Annotated in this window: 7 protein-coding genes; 4 read left to right on the forward strand and 3 right to left on the reverse strand. The window is 62.2% G+C overall.

Annotated features, from left to right (window positions below):
• Window positions 1-4,408: retention module-containing protein (locus tag F3J45_RS29155; protein WP_167070812.1), on the reverse strand; the 4,408-nt coding region annotated here is incomplete at its 3' end.
• 349 nt (window positions 4,409-4,757) lie between these two features.
• Here F3J45_RS29155 and F3J45_RS29160 point away from each other — a divergent pair.
• The 3 genes from F3J45_RS29160 to F3J45_RS29170 are packed head-to-tail and all read left to right on the forward strand — an operon-like array spanning window position 4,758 to window position 9,662.
• Window positions 4,758-6,095 (forward strand): TolC family outer membrane protein, encoded by a 1,338-nt coding sequence (locus F3J45_RS29160; protein WP_167070813.1) that lies wholly within the window; start codon window positions 4,758-4,760, stop codon window positions 6,093-6,095.
• A gap of 44 nt (window positions 6,096-6,139) precedes the next feature.
• Window positions 6,140-8,296: a type I secretion system permease/ATPase gene (locus F3J45_RS29165; RefSeq protein WP_167070814.1), complete on the forward strand. Its 2,157-nt coding sequence runs from the start codon at window positions 6,140-6,142 to the stop codon at window positions 8,294-8,296.
• 10 nt (window positions 8,297-8,306) lie between these two features.
• Entirely contained in the window at window positions 8,307-9,662 is a 1,356-nt protein-coding gene (locus F3J45_RS29170; RefSeq protein ID WP_205300733.1) for an HlyD family type I secretion periplasmic adaptor subunit, read from the forward strand.
• A gap of 201 nt (window positions 9,663-9,863) precedes the next feature.
• Here the strand turns inward: F3J45_RS29170 and F3J45_RS29175 are convergent, their stop codons facing one another.
• Both F3J45_RS29175 and F3J45_RS29180 read right to left on the reverse strand, forming a co-directional pair.
• On the reverse strand, window positions 9,864-11,237 hold the full coding sequence (locus F3J45_RS29175; protein WP_370526506.1) for an HlyD family type I secretion periplasmic adaptor subunit: 1,374 nt from the start codon (window positions 11,235-11,237) through the stop codon (window positions 9,864-9,866).
• Entirely contained in the window at window positions 11,230-13,386 is a 2,157-nt protein-coding gene (locus F3J45_RS29180) for a type I secretion system permease/ATPase (protein WP_167070817.1), read from the reverse strand. The genes F3J45_RS29175 and F3J45_RS29180 overlap by 8 nt, the downstream gene beginning before the upstream one ends.
• A 524-nt stretch (window positions 13,387-13,910) precedes the next feature.
• Between F3J45_RS29180 and F3J45_RS29185 the strand changes: the two genes are divergently transcribed.
• Window positions 13,911-19,842 (forward strand): retention module-containing protein (locus tag F3J45_RS29185; protein WP_167070818.1); only part of this gene is annotated, 5,932 nt, incomplete at its 3' end.

Genomic DNA, 19,842 nt, shown 5'->3' on the forward strand with positions numbered 1-19,842 from the left:
TTGGTACCTGCAGGGTGCCCTTACCGTCCGCATCAACGGTAACGGTGTAGATCGTGCCACCAACGTTAACTGTCAGGGTGGTCGCACCCTGCGGCGGATTGCTCAGCTGGAAGTTGAAGGTGACGTTCTCGTCGCCTTCTTTTGCTGGCAGCGAGCTGACGGCCACGGTGGTGTTGTCGATGGTGTCTTCAACGGTCGCGGTGTTGGTCGCGCCAGTCAGGTCCACGCCTTCGTAGTTACCGCCGTTAACAGCGGTGACGGTAGCAGTCACGGTCGAAGCGTCTTTATAGACGTCTTCAACGTTGGTGTTTGGTACCTGGAGGGTGCCTTTACCGTCCGCATCGACGTTTACGGTGTAGATGGTGCCGCCAACATCCACGGTCAGGGTAGTCGCACCCTGCGGTTTGTTGCTCAGCTGGAAGTTGAAGGTGACGTTCTCGTCGCCTTCTTTTGCCGGCAGCGAGCTGACAGCCACGGTGGTGTTGTCGATAGTGTCTTCGACGGTGGCGGTATTGGTCGCGCCAGTCAGGTCAACACCTTCGTAGTTACCACCATTCACGGCAGTCACAGTCGCGGTAACGGTCGAAGCGTCTTTGTAGACGTCTTCAACGTTGGTGTTAGGGACCTGGAGGGTGCCTTTACCGTCCGCATCCACAGTGACGGTGTAGATGGTGCCGCCCACGTCGACGGTCAGGGTAGTCGCGCCCTGTGGTTTGTTGCTCAGCTGGAAGTTGAAGGTGACGTTTTCGTCGCCTTCTTTCGCCGGCAGCGAGCTGACGGCCACGGTGGTGTTGTCGATGGTGTCTTCGACAGTCGCGGTGGTAGTAGCACCAGTCAGGTCCACACCTTCGTAGTTGCCGCCGTTAACAGCCGTGACGGTGGCGGTAACGGTCGAAGCATCTTTGTAGACGTCTTCACCGTTAGTGTTCGGGACCTGCAGGGTACCTTTACCGTCCGCATCCACAGTGACGGTGTAGATGGTGCCGCCAACGTTAACAGTCAGCGTGGTCGCACCCTGCGGCGGGTTGCTCAGCTGGAAGTTGAAGGTGATGTTCGCATCGCCTTCCTTCGCAGGTTCAGCCGACACAGCTACGGTGGTGTTGTCGATGGTGTCTTCGACAGTCGCGGTGGTAGTAGCACCAGTCAGGTCCACACCTTCGTAGTTGCCGCCGTTAACAGCAGTGACGGTGGCAGTGACAGTCGAAGCATCTTTGTAGACGTCTTCGACGTTGGTGTTTGGTACCTGCAGGGTGCCCTTACCGTCCGCATCAACGGTAACGGTGTAGATCGTGCCACCAACGTTAACTGTCAGGGTGGTCGCACCCTGCGGCGGATTGCTCAGCTGGAAGTTGAAGGTGACGTTCTCGTCGCCTTCTTTTGCTGGCAGCGAGCTGACGGCCACGGTGGTGTTGTCGATGGTGTCTTCAACGGTCGCGGTGTTGGTCGCGCCAGTCAGGTCCACGCCTTCGTAGTTGCCGCCGTTAACGGCAGTCACAGTGGCGGTGACAGTCGAAGCGTCTTTGTAGACATCTTCAACGTTGGTGTTCGGGACCTGGAGGGTACCTTTACCGTCCGCATCCACAGTGACGGTGTAGATGGTGCCGCCAACGTTAACAGTCAGCGTGGTCGCACCCTGCGGCGGGTTGCTCAGCTGGAAGTTGAAGGTGATGTTGGCATCGCCTTCCTTCGCAGGTTCAGCCGACACAGCTACGGTGGTGTTATCAATCGTGTCTTCGACGGTGGCGGTAGTGGTAGCACCAGTCAGGTCCACGCCTTCGTAGTTGCCGCCGTTAACGGCAGTCACAGTGGCAGTAACGGTCGAAGCGTCTTTGTAGACATCTTCGCCGTTAGTGTTAGGAACTTGCAGAGTACCTTTACCATCCGCATCCACGTTCACGGTGTAGATGGTGCCGCCAACGTTAACAGTCAGCGTGGTCGCACCCTGCGGCGGGTTGCTCAGTTGGAAGTTGAAGGTGATGTTGGCATCGCCTTCCTTCGCAGGTTCAGCCGAAACAGCCACAGTGGTGTTGTCGATGGTGTCTTCGACGGTGGCGGTAGTGGTAGCGCCAGTCAGGTCCACGCCTTCGTAGTTGCCGCCGTTAACAGCAGTGACGGTGGCAGTAACGGTCGAAGCATCTTTGTAAACGTCTTCACCGTTAGTGTTCGGGACCTGGAGGGTACCTTTACCGTCCGCATCCACAGTGACGGTGTAGATGGTGCCGCCAACGTTAACAGTCAGCGTGGTCGCGCCCTGCGGCGGGTTGCTCAGCTGGAAGTTGAAGGTGATGTTGGCATCGCCCTCCTTCGCGGGTTCAGCCGAAACAGCCACAGTGGTGTTGTCGATGGTGTCTTCGACAGTGGCGGTGGTAGTAGCACCAGTCAGGTCCACACCTTCGTAGTTGCCGCCGTTAACAGCAGTGACGGTGGCAGTAACGGTCGAAGCATCTTTGTAGACATCTTCGCCGTTAGTGTTAGGAACTTGCAGAGTACCTTTGCCATCCGCATCCACGTTCACGGTGTAGATGGTGCCGCCAACATTGACGGTCAGGGTGGTCGCACCCTGCGGTGGATTGCTCAGCTGGAAGTTGAAGGTGATGTTGGCATCGCCTTCCTTCGCGGGTTCAGCCGAAACAGCCACGGTGGTGTTGTCGATGGTGTCTTCGACAGTCGCGGTGGTCGTAGCACCGGTCAGGTCCACGCCTTCGTAGTTACCGCCATTAACAGCGGTGACGGTCGCGGTCAGCGTCGACGGGTCGGTGTAGACATCCTCGCCATTGGTGTTCGGCACCTGCAGCGTGCCCTTGCCTGTGGCATCAACACTGACAGTGTAGTTGGTACCGCCCACATTGACGGTCAGGGTCACGGTAGTGCCGGCTTGCGGCGGGTTGCTCAGCTGGAAGTTGAAGGTGACGTTGGCGTCGCCTTCCTTGGCCGGCTCGGCGGACACCGCCACAGTGGTGTTGTCGATGGTGTCTTCGACGGTCGCAGTGGTAGTAGCACCGGTCAGGTCTACGGCTTCGAAGTTGCCGCCATTCACCGCCGTCACGGTCGCAGTCAGCGTCGACGGGTCGGTGTAGACATCATCACCATTGGTGTTCGGCACTTGCAGCGTGCCCTTGCCCTCGGCGTCGATGGCAACGGTGTAGTTGGTGCCGCCCACATTCACCGTCAGGGTGGTGGTGGAGCCTGGTTGTGGCGGGTTGCTCAGCTGGAAGTTGAAGGTGACGTTGGCATCGCCTTCCTTGGCCGGCTGGGCGGTGACGGCAACGGTGGTGGTGTCCAGCGTGTCTTCAACGGTTGCCGTGCCGGTGGCACCGGTCAGGTCAACCGCCTCGAAGTTACCGCCGGTCACTGCGGTCACGGTGGCGGTCACCGTCGACGGGTCGGTGTAGACGTCTTCACCGTTGGTGTTTGGCACCACCAGGGTGCCCTTGCCCGATGCATCGACGGTCACGTTGTAGCTGGTGCCACCCACGTTGACGGTCAGCGTGGTGGTGCTGCCGGCTTGCGGCGGGTTGCTCAGCTGGAATTCGAAGGTGATGTTCGGGTCACCCTCCTTGGCCGGCTGGGCAGTGACGGCAACGGTAGTGGTGTCGATGGTGTCGACGATCTGGGTGACCGCCGGGGTTGGGTCCGGGGTAACCGTGATGCCACCGCCGGTGGTGCCGGTGATGGTCGTGGATATCTCGCTGGCATCGATGTACGGCGTGTCGTTCGGCGGGATGGTAACGCTGACGGTGCCGGTAGTTTGGCCGGCGCTGATGACGATTACCTGGCCGTTGGACAGGGTGACGGTGAGGTCGGTCAGCGGTGCCTGGCCCAGGGTGGCGGTGTAGACGATCACGCCACCGGCTTCGGTGATGGACGGCGTTGCGCTGAGCGTAAGGCCCGTGGTGATCACCGCCGCGGTGGTGTTGGTAGTGGTGTCGGTCGCGCCAACGTCCTGCGTGGTGGCCAGTGTTTCGAAGGCAATCGGGCCGGTTGGGAAGCCGATGGTCGGGTCGACCACGCCAGCGGTTTCTTCCAGCAGCACGAACGAGTGGCCGCCACCTACGGAGCCGCCACCGGCAGCGGTCGGGCCGGCTGCGGTTGCTTCAAGTTCGGTAGTCGGGTCGGCACCAGCAGCGATGGCTTGCTGCAGCTGCTCGACCGAAGGCGCCGCCTGGGCAGTCGCCTGGCTCAGGTCGGCGGAGCTGTCCGGAGCGTCCGCGCTCCACTGCATGTCACGCCCCAGGTCGAGCGTTCGGCCATCGGAGAGTTCCAGCGTGACCGCGCCGCCGGCACCAGTTAGAACCTGCTCGCCCGCCATGAGCCGGTCACCTTCGATCAGAACGCGACGAATGCCCTCTGGGGAAACTGCGATGACCTGACCAACAATGCTTTTGACAATAGCAACAACACTGCTCATGGGGACTCTCCGGAATAGCCGCTTAAGTGGGCTTCATGCCTAGCCGGCCTTAAAACACCGCTATGCGATTCAAAAAAGGGACTGCATAAAGTGTCAATTTTGACGTCAATTATTTGTCCATAACTTGCAGGAATTAACTTTCTGCCAAACTATTGACCTTCATCCCGCCATCCTAAACAATTAGTAGGGTAATGTCACATTGATATGTGTCACCGATGTAACCCTTCATCGAACTTTTCGCAGTGCCGCTTCGCACAGGCCCGCTCACGGTTGATCAAGGTTGCCATCCAACAGGCAAATTTGGCTTTGGCCGTGACTCGCGACTGCATCCCCCGGAATAACTAAACTCATGCGTGCATCTGTATTCGCTGCTCTTCCGTTCGCCCTTTCCATGGGTTTTGTCCAGGCCCAGACACTGCCAGAGGCCATGCAGACAGCGCTTGAAGTCCACCCTGAAATCCAGGCCGGGGTAAACGCCCGGACCGCTGCCGACTACCAACTGCGCGCCGCCAAAGGCGGCTACCTGCCGAAAGTCGACCTCACCGCCGGCTACGGCCGCGAGGGCACCGACAGCCCCAGCACCGGCCACCGTTGGGAAGCCCTGAACCGAGGCGAATCGGCTATCCACCTGCGGCAGATGGTGTTCGACGGCTTTGCAACATCCAACGAAGTGGGGCGTCAACAAGCCACCGTCAATTCCCGGGCATATGCCCTGCTGGGCACGTCCGAGCGCACCGCGCTGGAAGTGGCCAAGGTTTACCTGGATGTACTGACCCGCCGTGACATGGTGCGCCTGGCCCAGGACAACCTGAGCAACCACGAACGCGTGCTCGACCAGATCAAGCTGCGCACCAGCCGTGGCGTGGGCCGCTATGCCGACCTCGACCAGGCCGAGGCACGCCTGGCCCAGGCCCGCAACAACCTGATTACCGAGCAGACCAACCTGGCCGATGCCAACACCAACTACCTGAGCGTGGTGGGCCAGATGCCCGACGAACTCAGCGCACCGGCCCCGTTCATCGACTTGCTGCCGGCAAGCCTCGACGAGGCGCGCCACCAGCTGGTGGAAAGCAGCCCGATCTTGCGCTCGGCCGAGTCCGACATTGCGGCGACGGAAAAACAGTACGAAACCGCCAAGTCGACGTTCTACCCACGTTTCGATGCCGAGCTAGGCCGTACCGCCGACAACAACCTCGACGGCACGCAGGGCCACAACAACGAGTGGCAGGCGATGCTACGGATGAACTTCAACCTGTACAATGGTGGCAGCAACAAGGCCGACCTCGAATCGAAGTCGTACCTGGCCAACCAGGCCCTGGATATCCGCAACAACGCCCTGCGCCAGCTCAACGAAGAATTGGGCCTGGCCTGGAACGCCCTGGAAAACGCCAACGCCCAAATGCCGATCGCGCAGCAGTATGTCGATCACAGCATGCGGGTGCGCAGTGCCTACCAGCAGCAGTTCAGCCTGGGTGAGCGTACCCTGCTCGACCTGCTCGACAGTGAAAATGAAACCTTCAATGCCCAGCGCCGCCTGGCAGAAGTCAAGAATATTCAGGTATATACGCAGTACCGCATCAAAGCGACCATGGGCCAGTTGCTCAAAAGCCAAGGCGTGGTCGCCCCGATGGCAACCGTCGTGCAGAACGACATTAAACCCAACGTGAGCCTCCCAGGCATGAACTGAGGCGCTCGCCCCCTGTCACCCGCATGGTTTGAAGAGAGCACCGCGTGGAATCCGAAGTCAGCCGAGTCCAGCTCAACCACGATCCACGCAGTCAGCATGACGATCCTTTACTGGATAGCCTGCTGACCCTGTGTGTCCTGCATCAGAAGCCCGCCAGCCGGGCGATGCTCACCACCGGCTTGCCGCTGGAAGGCCAGCGCCTGACCACCGAGCTGCTGCCGCGCGCCGCCGCCCGGGCCGGCCTGCAGGGCCGGCTGCTGCAGCGCAAGCTGGAGCAGATTCCGAACCTCGCCCTGCCGGCGATGCTGCTGCTTAAGGGCGGCCGTGCCGCCGTGTTGCTGGGTTGGGAGAATGACAGCACGGCGCGCCTGCTGCTCAGCGAAAGCGACGGCGGCGAAGTGCTGGTGACCCGTGACGCGCTGCTGGACGACTACAGCGGCAAAGTGTTCTTCGCCCAGCCGCAGCACAAGTACGACGTCAACCACGGCAACCTCATCCCGCGCACGCGCTCGTGGTTCCGCGACACCTTGCTGCGCAGCAAATGGCTATACGTCGATGCCATCGCCGCCAGCCTGGTGATCAACCTGATCGCCCTGGCCGCGCCGCTGTTCGTGATGAACGTGTATGACCGGGTCGTCCCCAACCAGGCCACCTCGACCCTGTGGGTGCTGGCACTGGGCATCACCGGTGCCTACATCTTCGACCTGGTGCTCAAGGGCTTGCGCAGCCTGTGCCTGGACCTGGCAGGCAAGAAGACCGACTTGATCGTCTCGGCCACGCTGTTCGAGCGCATCGTCGGCATGTCGATGAAGTACCGCCCGGCGCGGGTGGGTAGCTATGCGCAGAACATCCACGAGTTCCAGGGCCTGCGCGACTTCCTTGCCTCGCTGACCCTGACCAGCCTGATCGACCTGCCGTTCACCCTGCTGATCCTGTTGGTGATCGCGGTGATCGGCGGCCACTTGGTCTGGATTCCGATTCTGGCCTTCCCCCTGGCGCTAGGCATCGGCTATGCCCTGCAAAAGCCCTTGATGGCGACCATGGAACGCACCATGGCGCTGGCCTCGGAACGCCAATCGAGCCTGATCGAAACCCTTGCCGGGCTGGATGCAGTGAAGGTCAATAACGCCGAAAGCGAACGCCAGTACATGTGGGAGCAAACCCTCGGCACCCTCAGCCGCCTGGAACTGCGGGTGAAAATGCTGTCGAGCCTGGCGATGAACATCACCATGCTGATCCAGCAACTGGCTGGCGTGGCGATGATTTGCTTCGGTGTCTACCTGATCATCGACGGTAACCTGACCATGGGCGGCCTGGTGGCCTGCTACATGCTCAGCGGCCGTGCCCTCGGCCCGCTGGGCCAGCTCAATGGCCTGCTCGCCCGCTACCAGCACGCCAAGGTGACCATGGCCTCCACTGACCAGATGATGGAGCTGCCCCAGGAGCGCAACTTCGAGGAACGCCCGTTGAGCCGCCAAGTGCTGCAAGGCGCCATCGAATTCCGCGGGGTCGAGTTCACCTACCCCAACCAGCAGAACCAGGCGCTCAAGGGCATCAACCTGGCGGTCAAGCCCGGCGAGCGAATCGGCATCATCGGCCGCAGCGGTTCGGGCAAGAGCTCGCTGGCCAAGCTGATCGTGGGGCTGTATCAGGCCGACCAGGGTTCGCTGCTGGTCGACGGTGTGGACATCCGCCAGATCGACGTCAGCGAACTGCGCCACAACGTCGGTTACGTACCGCAAGACATCCAGCTGCTGGCCGGCACCCTGCGTGACAACCTGGTCAGCGGTGCGCGCTACATCGAGGACGAGCTGATCCTGCAGGCCGCCGAGTTGTCGGGCGTGCACGAGTTCGCTCGCCTGCACCCGGATGGCTACGAGTTGCAGGTGGGCGAGCGTGGTCAGAACCTGTCCGGCGGCCAGCGGCAGAACGTGGCACTGGCCCGGGCGCTGTTGCTCAACCCGCAGATCCTGCTGTTCGATGAGCCTACCAGCGCCATGGACAATACCGGTGAAGACCGCCTCAAGCAGCGCTTGCAGGCCGTGATCGAGGGCAAGACCTTGTTGTTGGTTACCCACCGCGCCTCGTTGCTGTCGCTGGTGGACCGCCTGATCGTCATCGATCGCGGTCAGATCGTCGCGGACGGCCCGAAGGCCGCCGTCATGGATGCGCTGAAGAAGGGGCAGATCAGTGTCGCGTAAGCTGGATTTCATGCAAATCAAAGACAACCTGCGCCGTTACTTCAAAGGCTCCGAGTCCCTGGCCGGGCAGCCCTTGCCCGAGGTGGGCAAGTCGCTGATCGAGGATGCGCCGCGCGTCGTGCGGATGACCATCTGGGGCGTCATCGCGTTCTTCCTGTTCCTGATCCTCTGGGCCAGCTTCGCCGAGGTGGACGAAGTGACCCGGGGTGAAGGCAAGGCCATTCCTTCCTCCAAGCTGCAGAAGATCCAAAACCTTGAGGGCGGCATCATTGCCGAGATCTACGCCAAGGAAGGGGAAATCGTCGAAGTCGGCCAGCCGCTGCTGCGCCTGGATGAAACGCGCTTTGCGTCCAACAAGGGCGAAACCGAGGCCGACCGCCAGGCCATGGCATTGCGCGTCGAGCGCCTGAGCGCCGAAGTGGACGACCGCCCGCTGAACATCGACGACGTGCTGCGCAAGGCCGCGCCCAACCAGGCCGCCAACGAGCAATCGCTGTACCAGAGCCGCAAGCAGCAGTTGCACGACGAGATTGCCGGCCTTGAGCAGCAGTTGGTGCAGCGCCAGCAGGAGCTGCGCGAGTTCACCTCCAAACGGGCGCAATACGCCAACAGCCTGCAGTTGCTGCGCCAGGAAATCGGCATGTCCGAGCCGCTGGTGGCCCAGGGTGCAATTTCCCAGGTGGAGGTGTTGCGCCTGCGGCGTTCCGAAGTGGAAAACCGCGGCCAATTGGACGCCACCTCGCTGGCCATTCCGCGCGCAGAAGCTGCGATCCGCGAGGTGCAGAGCAAGATCGAGGAAACCCGCGGCAAGTTCCGCAGCGATGCCCTGACTCAGCTCAATGAAGCGCGCACGGAGTTGAACAAGGCCACTGCCACCAGCAAGGCCCTGGATGACCGGGTCAACCGCACGCTGGTGACGTCGCCGGTTCGCGGCATCATCAAGCAGCTGTTGGTCAACACCATTGGTGGGGTGATCCAGCCGGGCAGCGATATCGTCGAGATCGTGCCACTGGACGACAGCCTGGTGATCGAGGCGAAGATCCTGCCCAAGGACATCGCCTTCCTGCACCCGGGCCAGGAGGCCACGGTGAAGTTCACCGCTTATGACTACACCATTTACGGTGGGCTCAAGGCCAAGCTGGAACAGATCGGTGCCGACACCATCACCGATGAAGACAAGAAGACCACCTACTACCTGATCCGCCTGCGCACCGACCGCAGCCATTTGGGCAGCGACGCCAAGCCGCTGCTTATCATTCCGGGGATGGTGGCGACGGTGGACATCATGACGGGTGAAAAAACCATTATGAGTTATTTGCTCAAGCCGATCATGAAGGCTCGCACAGAGGCGTTGCGCGAGCGGTGACAGTGATTTTCAGCAGCAGATCGCAACTATTTGATTCAACGGTGACCCTGTAGGAGCGAGCGTAGCTCGCGATGGGGCGCGTAGCGGCCCCAGGGCTTCAGCTTCGCCGCCCATCACGCCGGGGCTGCCTTGCAGCCCATCGCGAGCTGCGCTCGCTCCTACAGGGGGAGCGTGGCGCGCTTGCGAGCGTTGTTCGCGCTACTAGCGTTCGCGCAGGGCTTCGGTGCGGGCCTTCATGATCGGTTTGAGCAGGTAGCTCATGATGGTCTTCTCACCGGTCATGATATCCACGGTCGCCACCATGCCCGGGATAATCAGCAAAGGCTTGGCATCGGTGCCGAGGTGGCTGCGCTCCGTGCGCAGGCGAATGAGGTAATAGGTGGTTTTCTTGTCCTCGTCGGTGATGGTGTCGGCACCGATCTGCTCCAGCTTGGCCTTGAGCCCGCCATAAATGGTGTAGTCATAGGCGGTGAACTTCACCGTAGCTTCCTGGCCAGGGTGCAGGAAGGCAATGTCCTTGGGCAGGATCTTCGCCTCGATCACCAAGGTGTCGTCCAGCGGCACGATCTCGATGATGTCGCTACCGGGTTGGATCACCCCACCCACAGTGTTGACCAACAACTGCTTGACGATACCGCGTACCGGTGAGGTCACCAGGGTACGGTGCACGCGGTCGTCCAGGGCCTTGCTGGTGGCGGTGGCCTTGTTCAGGTCGGCGCGGGCCTCGTTGAGCTGGGTCAGGGCGTCGCTGCGGAACTTGCCGCGGGTTTCCTCGATCTTGCTCTGCACTTCCCGCACGGCGGCTTCGGCACGCGGAATGGCCAGCGAGGTGGCGTCCACCTCGCCCCGGGTTTCCACTTCCGAGCGGCGCAGGCGCAGGATCTCTACTTGGGAGATCGCCCCCTTGGCCACCAACGGCTCGGACATGGCGATTTCCTGTTGCAGCAGCTGCAGGCTGTTGGAGTATTGCGCACGCTTGGAGTTGAACTCACGCAACTCCTGCTGACGCTGCACCAGTTGCTCCTGCAGGCCATCGACCTCGTCCTTGAGCTGCTGCTTGCGGCTCTCGTACAAGGACGCTTCGCTCACGGCCTGGCTGGGCGCCGCCGCGCGCAGGTCGGCGTCGATGTTCAGCGGGCGGTCTTCCACTTCCGCGCTCAGGCGCTCGACGCGCAATGCCATGGCCTGGCGGTCGGCTTCGGTTTCGCCCTTGTTGGACGCAAAACGCGTTTCATCCAGGCGCAGCAGCGGCTGGCCGACTTCGACCACCTCCCCTTCCTTGGCGTAGATTTCCGCGACGATACCGCCCTCAAGGTTCTGGACCTTCTGCACTTTGGAGGACGGAATGGCCTTGCCCTCCCCTCGGGTCACTTCGTCCACTTCGGCGAGGCTGGCCCACAGAATGAGGAACAGGAAGAAGGCGATCACCCCCCAGATGGTGAAGCGCACCACCCGCGGCGCATCCTCAATCAGCGACTTGCCCACCTCGGGCAGTGGCTGCCCGGCCAGGGACTCGGAGCCTTTGAAGTAACGGCGCAGGTTGTCTTTGATCTGTATGAAATCCAGGTTACGCAACACTGATCTGCCCCTTTTTCAGCGCATCCATGACAGCGGCTTTCGGGCCATCGGCAACTACCTGGCCACGATCGATGACGATCAGCCGATCCACCAGCGACAGCAGTGAAGCCCGGTGGGTGACCAGCACCACGGTCTTGCCCTCGATCACCGCCTGCAGGCGCTGCTTGAGGCGTTCCTCACCGGTGTTGTCCATGGCGCTGGTGGGCTCATCGAGCAGCAGGATCTGCGGGTTGAGCAACAACGCCCGGGCCAGTGCCACGTTCTGCCGCTGGCCGCCGGACAGGTTCTGGCCACGCTCGCCCACCTGCAGTTCGTAGCCATCCGGGTGCAGGCGGGCGAACTCGTGCACGCCCGACAACTCGGCGGCCTGCAGGATCAACTCATCCTCGATGTAGCGCGCACCGCTGACCAGGTTGTCACGCAAGGTGCCGGCCAGCAGCTGAATATCCTGTGGCACGTACCCGATGTTGTGGCGCAGTTCGCTGACGTCGATCTGGCGGATGTCCACGCCGTCCACCAGCAATGAGCCCTTGTCTGCCTCGTAGAGGCCGACCAGCAATTTGGCCAGCGAGCTTTTGCCCGAGCCACTGCGGCCGATGATGCCAATCTTTTCACCCGGCTTGATGACCAGGTTGATGCCCTTGAGGGCCTGGTTCTGCTGGTTGGGGTAGGTAAAGTCGACCCCGCGGAACTCGATGGCGCCCTGCAATACCTGGCGGCTTAGCGGGCGCTCCTCGAAGTTGCGCTCCTGGGGCAGTTCCATCATCTGGTCGGTGGAGGCCATGGTCACCTTGGCCTGTTGATAGCGCGCCAGCAGGCCGTTGAGCTGGCTCAGCGGGCCGAGGGCGCGGCCGCTGAGCATGTAGCAGGCCACCAGGCCGCCCATGGTCAGGTTGCCGTCGATGATCAGGTACACGCCAACGCAGATCATCGCCACACCGGCCAGTTGCTGGATCAGCATGGTGATGTTCATCGCCAGCCCGGAAAGCACCTTGACCCGCAGTTCCAGGCGGCTGAGGGTGCCGAGGGTTTGCTCCCACATGTACTGGCGTTCGCTTTCGGCGTTGTTGACCTTCACTGCATCCAGCCCGGCAAGGGTTTCGATCAGGCTCGATTGGCGCTCCGAGGCCAGCGCCATGGTGCGTTCCATGGTCGCCATCAAGGGCTTTTGCAGGGCATAGCCAATGCCGAGGGCCAGGGGGAAGGCGATGATCGGAATCCACACCAGGTGGCCACCGACGATGGCGATTACCAGCAGGATGATCAGGGTAAAGGGCAGGTCGATCAGGCTGGTCAGGGTCAGCGAGGCAAGGAAGTCGCGCAGGCCCTGGAACTCGTGGATGTTCTGCGCATAGCTACCCACCCGCGCCGGGCGGTACTTCATCGACATGCCGACGATGCGCTCGAACAAGGTGGCCGAGATGATCAGGTCGGTTTTCTTGCCGGCCAGGTCCAGGCAAAGGGCGCGTAACCCCTTGAGTGTGAGGTCGAACAGGTAGGCCCCGGTAATGCCGATGGCCAGCACCCACAGGGTGGAGGTGGCCTGGTTGGGGACGACCCGGTCATACACGTTCATCACGAACAGCGGCGCGGCCAGGGCAATCAGGTTGATCACCAGGCTGGCAGCGATGGCGTCCATGTACAGCCACTTGCTGCGCAGCAAGGTGTCGCGGAACCAAGAGCGGGCGCGTGGGATGAGGTTGCCGTGGTTGACGTCGAACTTGTGCTGCGGCTGGGCGAAGAACACCCGGCCACTGAAGTCGCTAAGCAACGCTTCACGGGTAATCAGCACCTCGCCGCCGTCGCTTTCACTGAGCAACAGGCGGGCGGTGTCCTGGTTTTCCCAGCCGAGCAGGACGGCGGCGCGGCCGCCCTTGAGCAGCAACATGGCCGGCATGGCAATGGTCGGAATCTGCTCCAGCTTGCGCTGCAGCAGCCGGCCCTGCAGGCCCGCACGGGCGGCGGCGCGGGGCAGCAGCTCGGGGCTCAGGCGCTGGGATGGCAGGGGTAATCCGGTGGTCAGCATCACCCGGCTGGCAGGTTTCTGATGCAGCACACACAGGGTCAGCAGGCAATCCAGCAGCGGATCGTCATGCTGACTACGCGGATCGTGACTGAGTTGCACTCGACTGGCTTCGGATTCCACGGGCGCTCTCTTCCTTGCAGTAGTTGGGGGCGTGAACCCATCAACAATGGCCGGTTGCCTTTACCGGCAGACAACGTGATGCCCTGATGTTTGCCGCCCCGTATGACACTCGGACTATAGACAACTGTGTTGGGTGCAACAGGGAAAAGACTATCGCTAGATACGGCCGGCGCAAGCCGAAAGTTACGTTGCATTGGCTGGGCGGAAACACCAAGCCCGCGCAAACCGCTAATTTCCTGAGGTTGCCTGAATCAGGCGCGGCAGGGATCAATCAAAAGACAATACAACTAATACGAAAGTAAGAGTTGGCAAGCGGCCATTTCCCGATATGACTTTAGGTTGGCCGAGGATCGCAATGCGGCGGGCAAGTCAATATTTCGTCAGTTGCGCTTACTTTCCGCAAGCACTGTACGAAAGTTTGACATGCACTTAAGTAGAGGCACTTTCACATCACTCCACAGACCCGCCTTATTCAACTACCGGCGGGGCATGGAAGGCACTGGTCGAGTCATCTGGAGAGTCCCATGAGCACTGTTGTCGCCATCGTCAAAAGCATTGTTGGCCAGGTCATTGCAGTTTCCCCTGAAGGCGTTCGCCGAGTGCTCATAGAAGGTGACCGCCTGTATGCGGGCGAGCAGGTTTTGACCGGTGTAGGTGGTGCGGTCACCCTGCAGTTGACCGATGGCCGCTACGTGGACCTGGGCCGCGACAGCCAATGGAGTGCAGCCACTCCCGACAACAGCACCGACATGTGCATGGCAACTGCACAGACGGCGCCCTCGGTGGAGCAGTTGCAGCAGGCGATTCAGGCCGGTGTCGACCCAACCACGGCGCTGGAAGCCACGGCAGCCGGCCCGACCGCGTCGGGTAGCAGCAGCGGTGCGCTCGGCGGTGGGCACAGTTTCGTCTTGCTGGAAGAAACAGCGGCTCGGGTGGACCCGACCATCGGCTACAACACCGGGCCGCTGAACTTCAGCGAAAGCCTGAACTTCGAAGCGCTGGCCAGCCCGCAGACCGTGGCGGCCGCCCTGGCTGCCGAGCTCGGCACCGCCGTGGTGCTCAGCGCAACGCCTTCGATCAGCGAGGCCGGCGGCACCATCGTTTACGTGGCCACCGTTGGCCAGGCGCCGCTCAGTGCCCTGACCGTCACCTTGTCCAATGGCGCGGTGATCGTGATTGCCGCCGGGCAAACCAGCGGTTCGGTCAGCGTACCGGTCGCGCCCAATAACACGGTATACGTCGAAGACCGCCTGGTTTCGGCGACCATCACCGCCACCAACGGCGGCGGCCTTCCGGTCAGCATCGATCAAACCCCGGCTGACACTCGGGTCGTGGCAGTGCTCGACACCACCACCGCCACCCTGAGCGCCAGCCCGAGCGTGACCGAAGGCGGGGCGATTACCTACACCGTAACCCTGAGCAACCCGGCGCAGTCGCCGGTCACCGTCAACCTGTCCAACGGCCAGGTCATCACCATCGCTGCAGGCCAGAGCAGCGGCAGCGTGGCGCTGCAAACAGCCAACGACGTCTACAAGAACGTGACCACGCTCAGCACCAGCATCACCTCGGCCACCGGTGGCAACTTCGAGCACCTGGAGGCCAGCCCTGCCCCGGTGCTGACCGTGGTGAGCGATTCGCTCGACACCAGCACGGTGACCCTGACCGCCACCCCGTCGGTGAGCGAAAACGGCACCATCGTTTACACCGCCAGCCTTTCGGCTCCGGTGACCGACACACCGGTGGTGGTGACCTTGGCCAACGGCCAGACCATTACCGTGGCAGTTGGCCAGAGCACCGGCTCGGTCAGCGTGCCGGTAGGCAACGATGTGTACCAGGGCGCGCCGCAGAGCCCGGTAAGCACCAGCATCACCTCGGTCAGTGGCGGCAATTTCGAGAACCTGGTCGCCGACCCAACGCCGGCCAGCACGACCGTCACCGACCAGCAGGACACCACCAGCGTTACCCTGAGCGCCACGCCGAGCGTGGCCGAGGGCGGCCAGATCGTCTACACCGCGACGCTCAGCAACCCAGGCCAGACCGCCGTCACCGTAACCCTGAGCAACGGCCAGAGCATCACCATCGCTGCCAACCAGGTATCGGGCAGCGTGACCGTGGCGGCGCCCGCTGACGACCGCTATGTCGATGGCGGGCTGGTCAGTGCGCACATCACCAATGCCAGCGGTGGGAATTTCGAGAACCTGGCGATCAACAGCGTGCCGGCCGTGACCACGGTAACCGACACCCTGGACACCTCTACCGTCACCCTCAGCGCGACGCCATCGGTGGCCGAGGGCGGCACCATCGTCTACACCGCCAGCGTGAATGCGCCGGTGACCGGCACACCCGTGGTGGTAAACCTGGCCAATGGCCAGATCATCACCATTGCCGTTGGCCAGAGCGCCGGTACGGTGACGAGCACGGCCAGCAACGACGTGTACCAGGGCCATGCGCCGGTGAGCAACAGCATTACCGGCGTCAGCGGTGGCAACTATGAGCAGTTGGTGGCCAACCCGGCACCGGTCAGCACCACCGTGACCGATGTGCAGGACACCACCACGGTCACCCTGACTGCCACGCCCTCGGCTGCCGAGGGTGGCACCATCGTCTACACCGCCAGCGTGGATGCGCCGGTCACCGGCACCCCCGTGGTGGTGAGCCTGGCCAACGGCCAGACCATCGTCATCGCGGTTGGCCAAAGCACCGGCACCGCAACGGCCAGTGTGGACAACCAGGCCTACAGCCAGCATGCGCCGATCAGCAACAGCATCACCCAGGTATCAGGCGGCGACTACGAGCAGTTGGTGGCTAACCAAGGGCCGGTGACCACTACCGTCAGCAATGTCCAGGACACCACCACCGTGACCCTGACGGCCACGCCATCGGTGGCCGAGGGCGGTACCATCGTCTACAGCGCGTCGGTGAATGCCCCGGTAACGGGTTCGCCGGTCGTGGTCACCCTGGCCAACGGCCAGACCATCACCATTGCCGTCGGCCAAAGCTCGGGCACGGCCACCGGCGTGGTCAGCAATGACGTCTACCAAGGCCATGCGCCGGTCACCAACAGCATCAGCAATGTGTCCGGTGGCAACTACGAGAACCTGGTCGCGGACAAAACCCAGGTCAGCACCAGCGTGACCGATGTGCAGGACACCACCACGGTCACCCTGACTGCCACGCCCAGCGTGGCTGAAGGCGGCACGATCATCTACACGGCGAGCGTGGGTGCTCCGGTTACTGGCAGCCCCGTCGTGGTCAGCCTGGCCAACGGCCAAACCATCACAATCCCGGTTGGGCAGAGTTCAGGCACTGCGACAGGCGACGTGAGCAACGACGTCTACCAGGGCCACGCCCCGGTCACCAATAGCATCACCGCCGTGAGCGGCGGCAGTTACGAGAACCTGGTGGCCAACACGGCCCCGGTGAGCACCACGGTCACCGATGTTCAAGACACCACCACCGTCACCCTGGCGGCCACCCCATCCGTGGCCGAAGGCGGCACCATCGTCTACACCGCCACCGTGGGGGCCCCGGTCACCGGCAGCCCGGTCGTGGTCACCCTCACCAATGGCCAGACCATCACCATTGCCGTCGGCCAAAGCTCCGGCACCGCCACCGGCGTCGTCAGCAACGACGCCTACCAAGGCCACGCGCCGGTTACCAACAGCATCAGCGCGGTGTCCGGCGGCGACTATGAAAGCCTGGTAGCGGACAAAACCCAGGTCAGCACCAGCGTCACCGATGTGCAGGACACCACCACCGTCACCCTGACCGCCACGCCATCGGTGGCCGAAGGTGGCACGATCATCTATACAGCGAGCGTGGGTGCGCCAGTGACCGGCAGCCCAGTCGTGGTCAGCCTGGCGAATGGCCAGACGATCACCATCCCGGTTGGCCAGAGTTCGGGCACCGCCACGGGTGCCGTGACCAATGACGTCTATCAAGGCCATGCGCCGGTTACCAACAACATCACGGCAGTCAGCGGTGGTAATTACGAAAATCTGGTGGCGAATACGGCGACGGTGAGCACCACGGTCACCGATGTTCAAGACACGACCACCGTTACCCTGACCGCCACGCCGTCCGTGGCCGAGGGCGGCACCATCGTCTACACCGCCACCGTGGGCGCGCCGGTGACCGGCAACCCGGTCGTGGTCACGCTGACCAATGGCCAGACCATCACCATCCCTGTTGGCCAAAGCTCCGGCACGGCTACCGGCGCCGTGAGCAATGACGTCTACCAGGGCCATGCGCCGGTCACCAACAGCATCAGCAATGTGTCTGGGGGCAATTACGAGAACCTGGCGGCCGACAAGTCCCAGGTCAGCACTACTGTCACCGATGTTCAGGACACCACCACGGTCACGTTGACCGCCACGCCATCTGTGGCCGAAGGCGGGACCATTATCTACACGGCGAGCGTAGGCGCTCCCGTCACCGGCAGCCCGGTCGTGGTCAGCCTGGCCAACGGCCAGACCATCACCATTGCAGTCGGCCAGAGCTCAGGCACCGCCACCGGCGCCGTAAGCAATGACGTCTACCAAGGCCACGCTGCGGTGACCAACAACATCACGACCGTTAGCGGTGGCAGCTACGAAAACCTGGTGGCCAACACGGCTACCGTCAGCACCAGCGTTACCGATGTGCAGGACACCACTACCGTCACCCTGACTGCTACTCCGTCTGTAGCCGAGGGCGGCACCATCATCTACACGGCGAGTGTAGAGGCTCCCGTTACCGGCAGCCCGGTGGTGGTCAGCCTGGCCAACGGCCAGACCATCACCATCCCGGTTGGCCAGAGCTCCGGTACGGCCACTGGCGCTGTGACCAATGACGTGTACCAAGGCCATGCGCCGGTTACCAATAACATCACCGCTGTCAGTGGCGGCAATTATGAGAACCTGGTAGCCAACACCGGTACGGTGAGCACCACCGTCACCGATGTGCAGGACACCACCACCGTCACCCTGACCGCCACGCCGTCTGTGGCCGAAGGCGGTACCATCGTCTACACCGCAAGCGTGGGGGCGCCTGTCACCGGGAACCCAGTCGTGGTGACCCTGACCAATGGCCAGACCATCACCATTGCGGTTGGCCAAAGCTCGGGCACCGCCACCGGCGTCGTCAGCAATGACGTTTACCAAGGGCACGCGCCGGTCACCAACAGCATCAGCAATGTGTCCGGTGGCAGCTATGAAAACCTGATCGCGGACAAAACCCAGGTCAGTACCAGCGTGACCGATGTGCAGGACACGACCACCGTCACCCTGACCGCCACGCCGTCTGTCGCCGAAGGCGGCACCATTATCTACACGGCAAGCATGGGCGCGCCGGTTACCGGCAACCCGGTCGTGGTCAGTTTGACCAATGGCCAGACCATCACCATCCCCGTGGGCCAAAGTTCCGGCACGGCGACGGGCGTCGCCAGCAATGATGTCTATCAGGGGCATGCCCCGGTTACCAACAGCATCAGCAATGTTTCGGGGGGCGATTACGAGAACCTGGTGGCCGACAAGTCCCAGGTCAGCACCTCCGTCACCGACGTGCAGGGCACCACCACGGTTACTCTGACCGCAACGCCAAGCGTGGCCGAGGGCGGCACCATCGTCTACACCGCTACTGTTGGCGCCCCAGTCACTGGCAACCCGGTCGTGGTGACCCTGACCAATGGCCAGACCATTACCATTGCCGTTGGCCAAAGCTCCGGCACGGCTACCGGCGTGGTCAGCAATGACGTTTACCAAGGCCATGCGCCGGTCACCAATAGCATCAACAACGTGTCTGGTGGTAACTATGAGAATCTGGTCGCTGACAAAACGCAGGTCAGCACCAGCGTCACCGATGTGCAGGACACGACCACCGTTACCCTGACCGCCACGCCAAGCGTGGCCGAAGGCGGCACCATCATCTACACCGCGACGGTTGGCGCCCCGGTCACCGGCAGCCCGGTTGTGGTTAGCTTGGCCAATGGCCAGACGATCACTATTCCGGTTGGCCAGAGTTCAGGCACCGCTACTGGCGCCGTGACTAATGACGTGTACCAAGGGCATGCCCCGGTCACCAATAACATCACTGCCGTCAGCGGCGGCAGCTATGAAAATCTGGTGGCCAACACCGGTACGGTGACCACCACCGTCACCGATGTTCAGGACACCACTACCGTGACGCTGACCGCCACACCATCGGTGGCCGAGGGCGGCACCATCATCTACACCGCCACCGTGGGCGCCCCAGTCACTGGCAACCCAGTCGTCGTGACCCTGACCAATGGTCAGACCATCACGATCCCAGTCGGTCAGAGTTCTGGCACCGCCACCGGCGTGGTCAGCAATGACGTTTATCAAGGCCATGCACCGGTCACCAACAGCATCAGCAATGTGTCCGGTGGCAATTACGAGAATCTGGTAGCCGACAAGTCGCAGGTCAGCACCTCTGTCACCGATGTGCAGGACACGACCA

Origin of the sequence: Pantoea sp. Ap-967 (genome assembly GCF_011752565.1) — a bacterium.
Lineage (GTDB): Bacteria > Pseudomonadota > Gammaproteobacteria > Pseudomonadales > Pseudomonadaceae > Aquipseudomonas.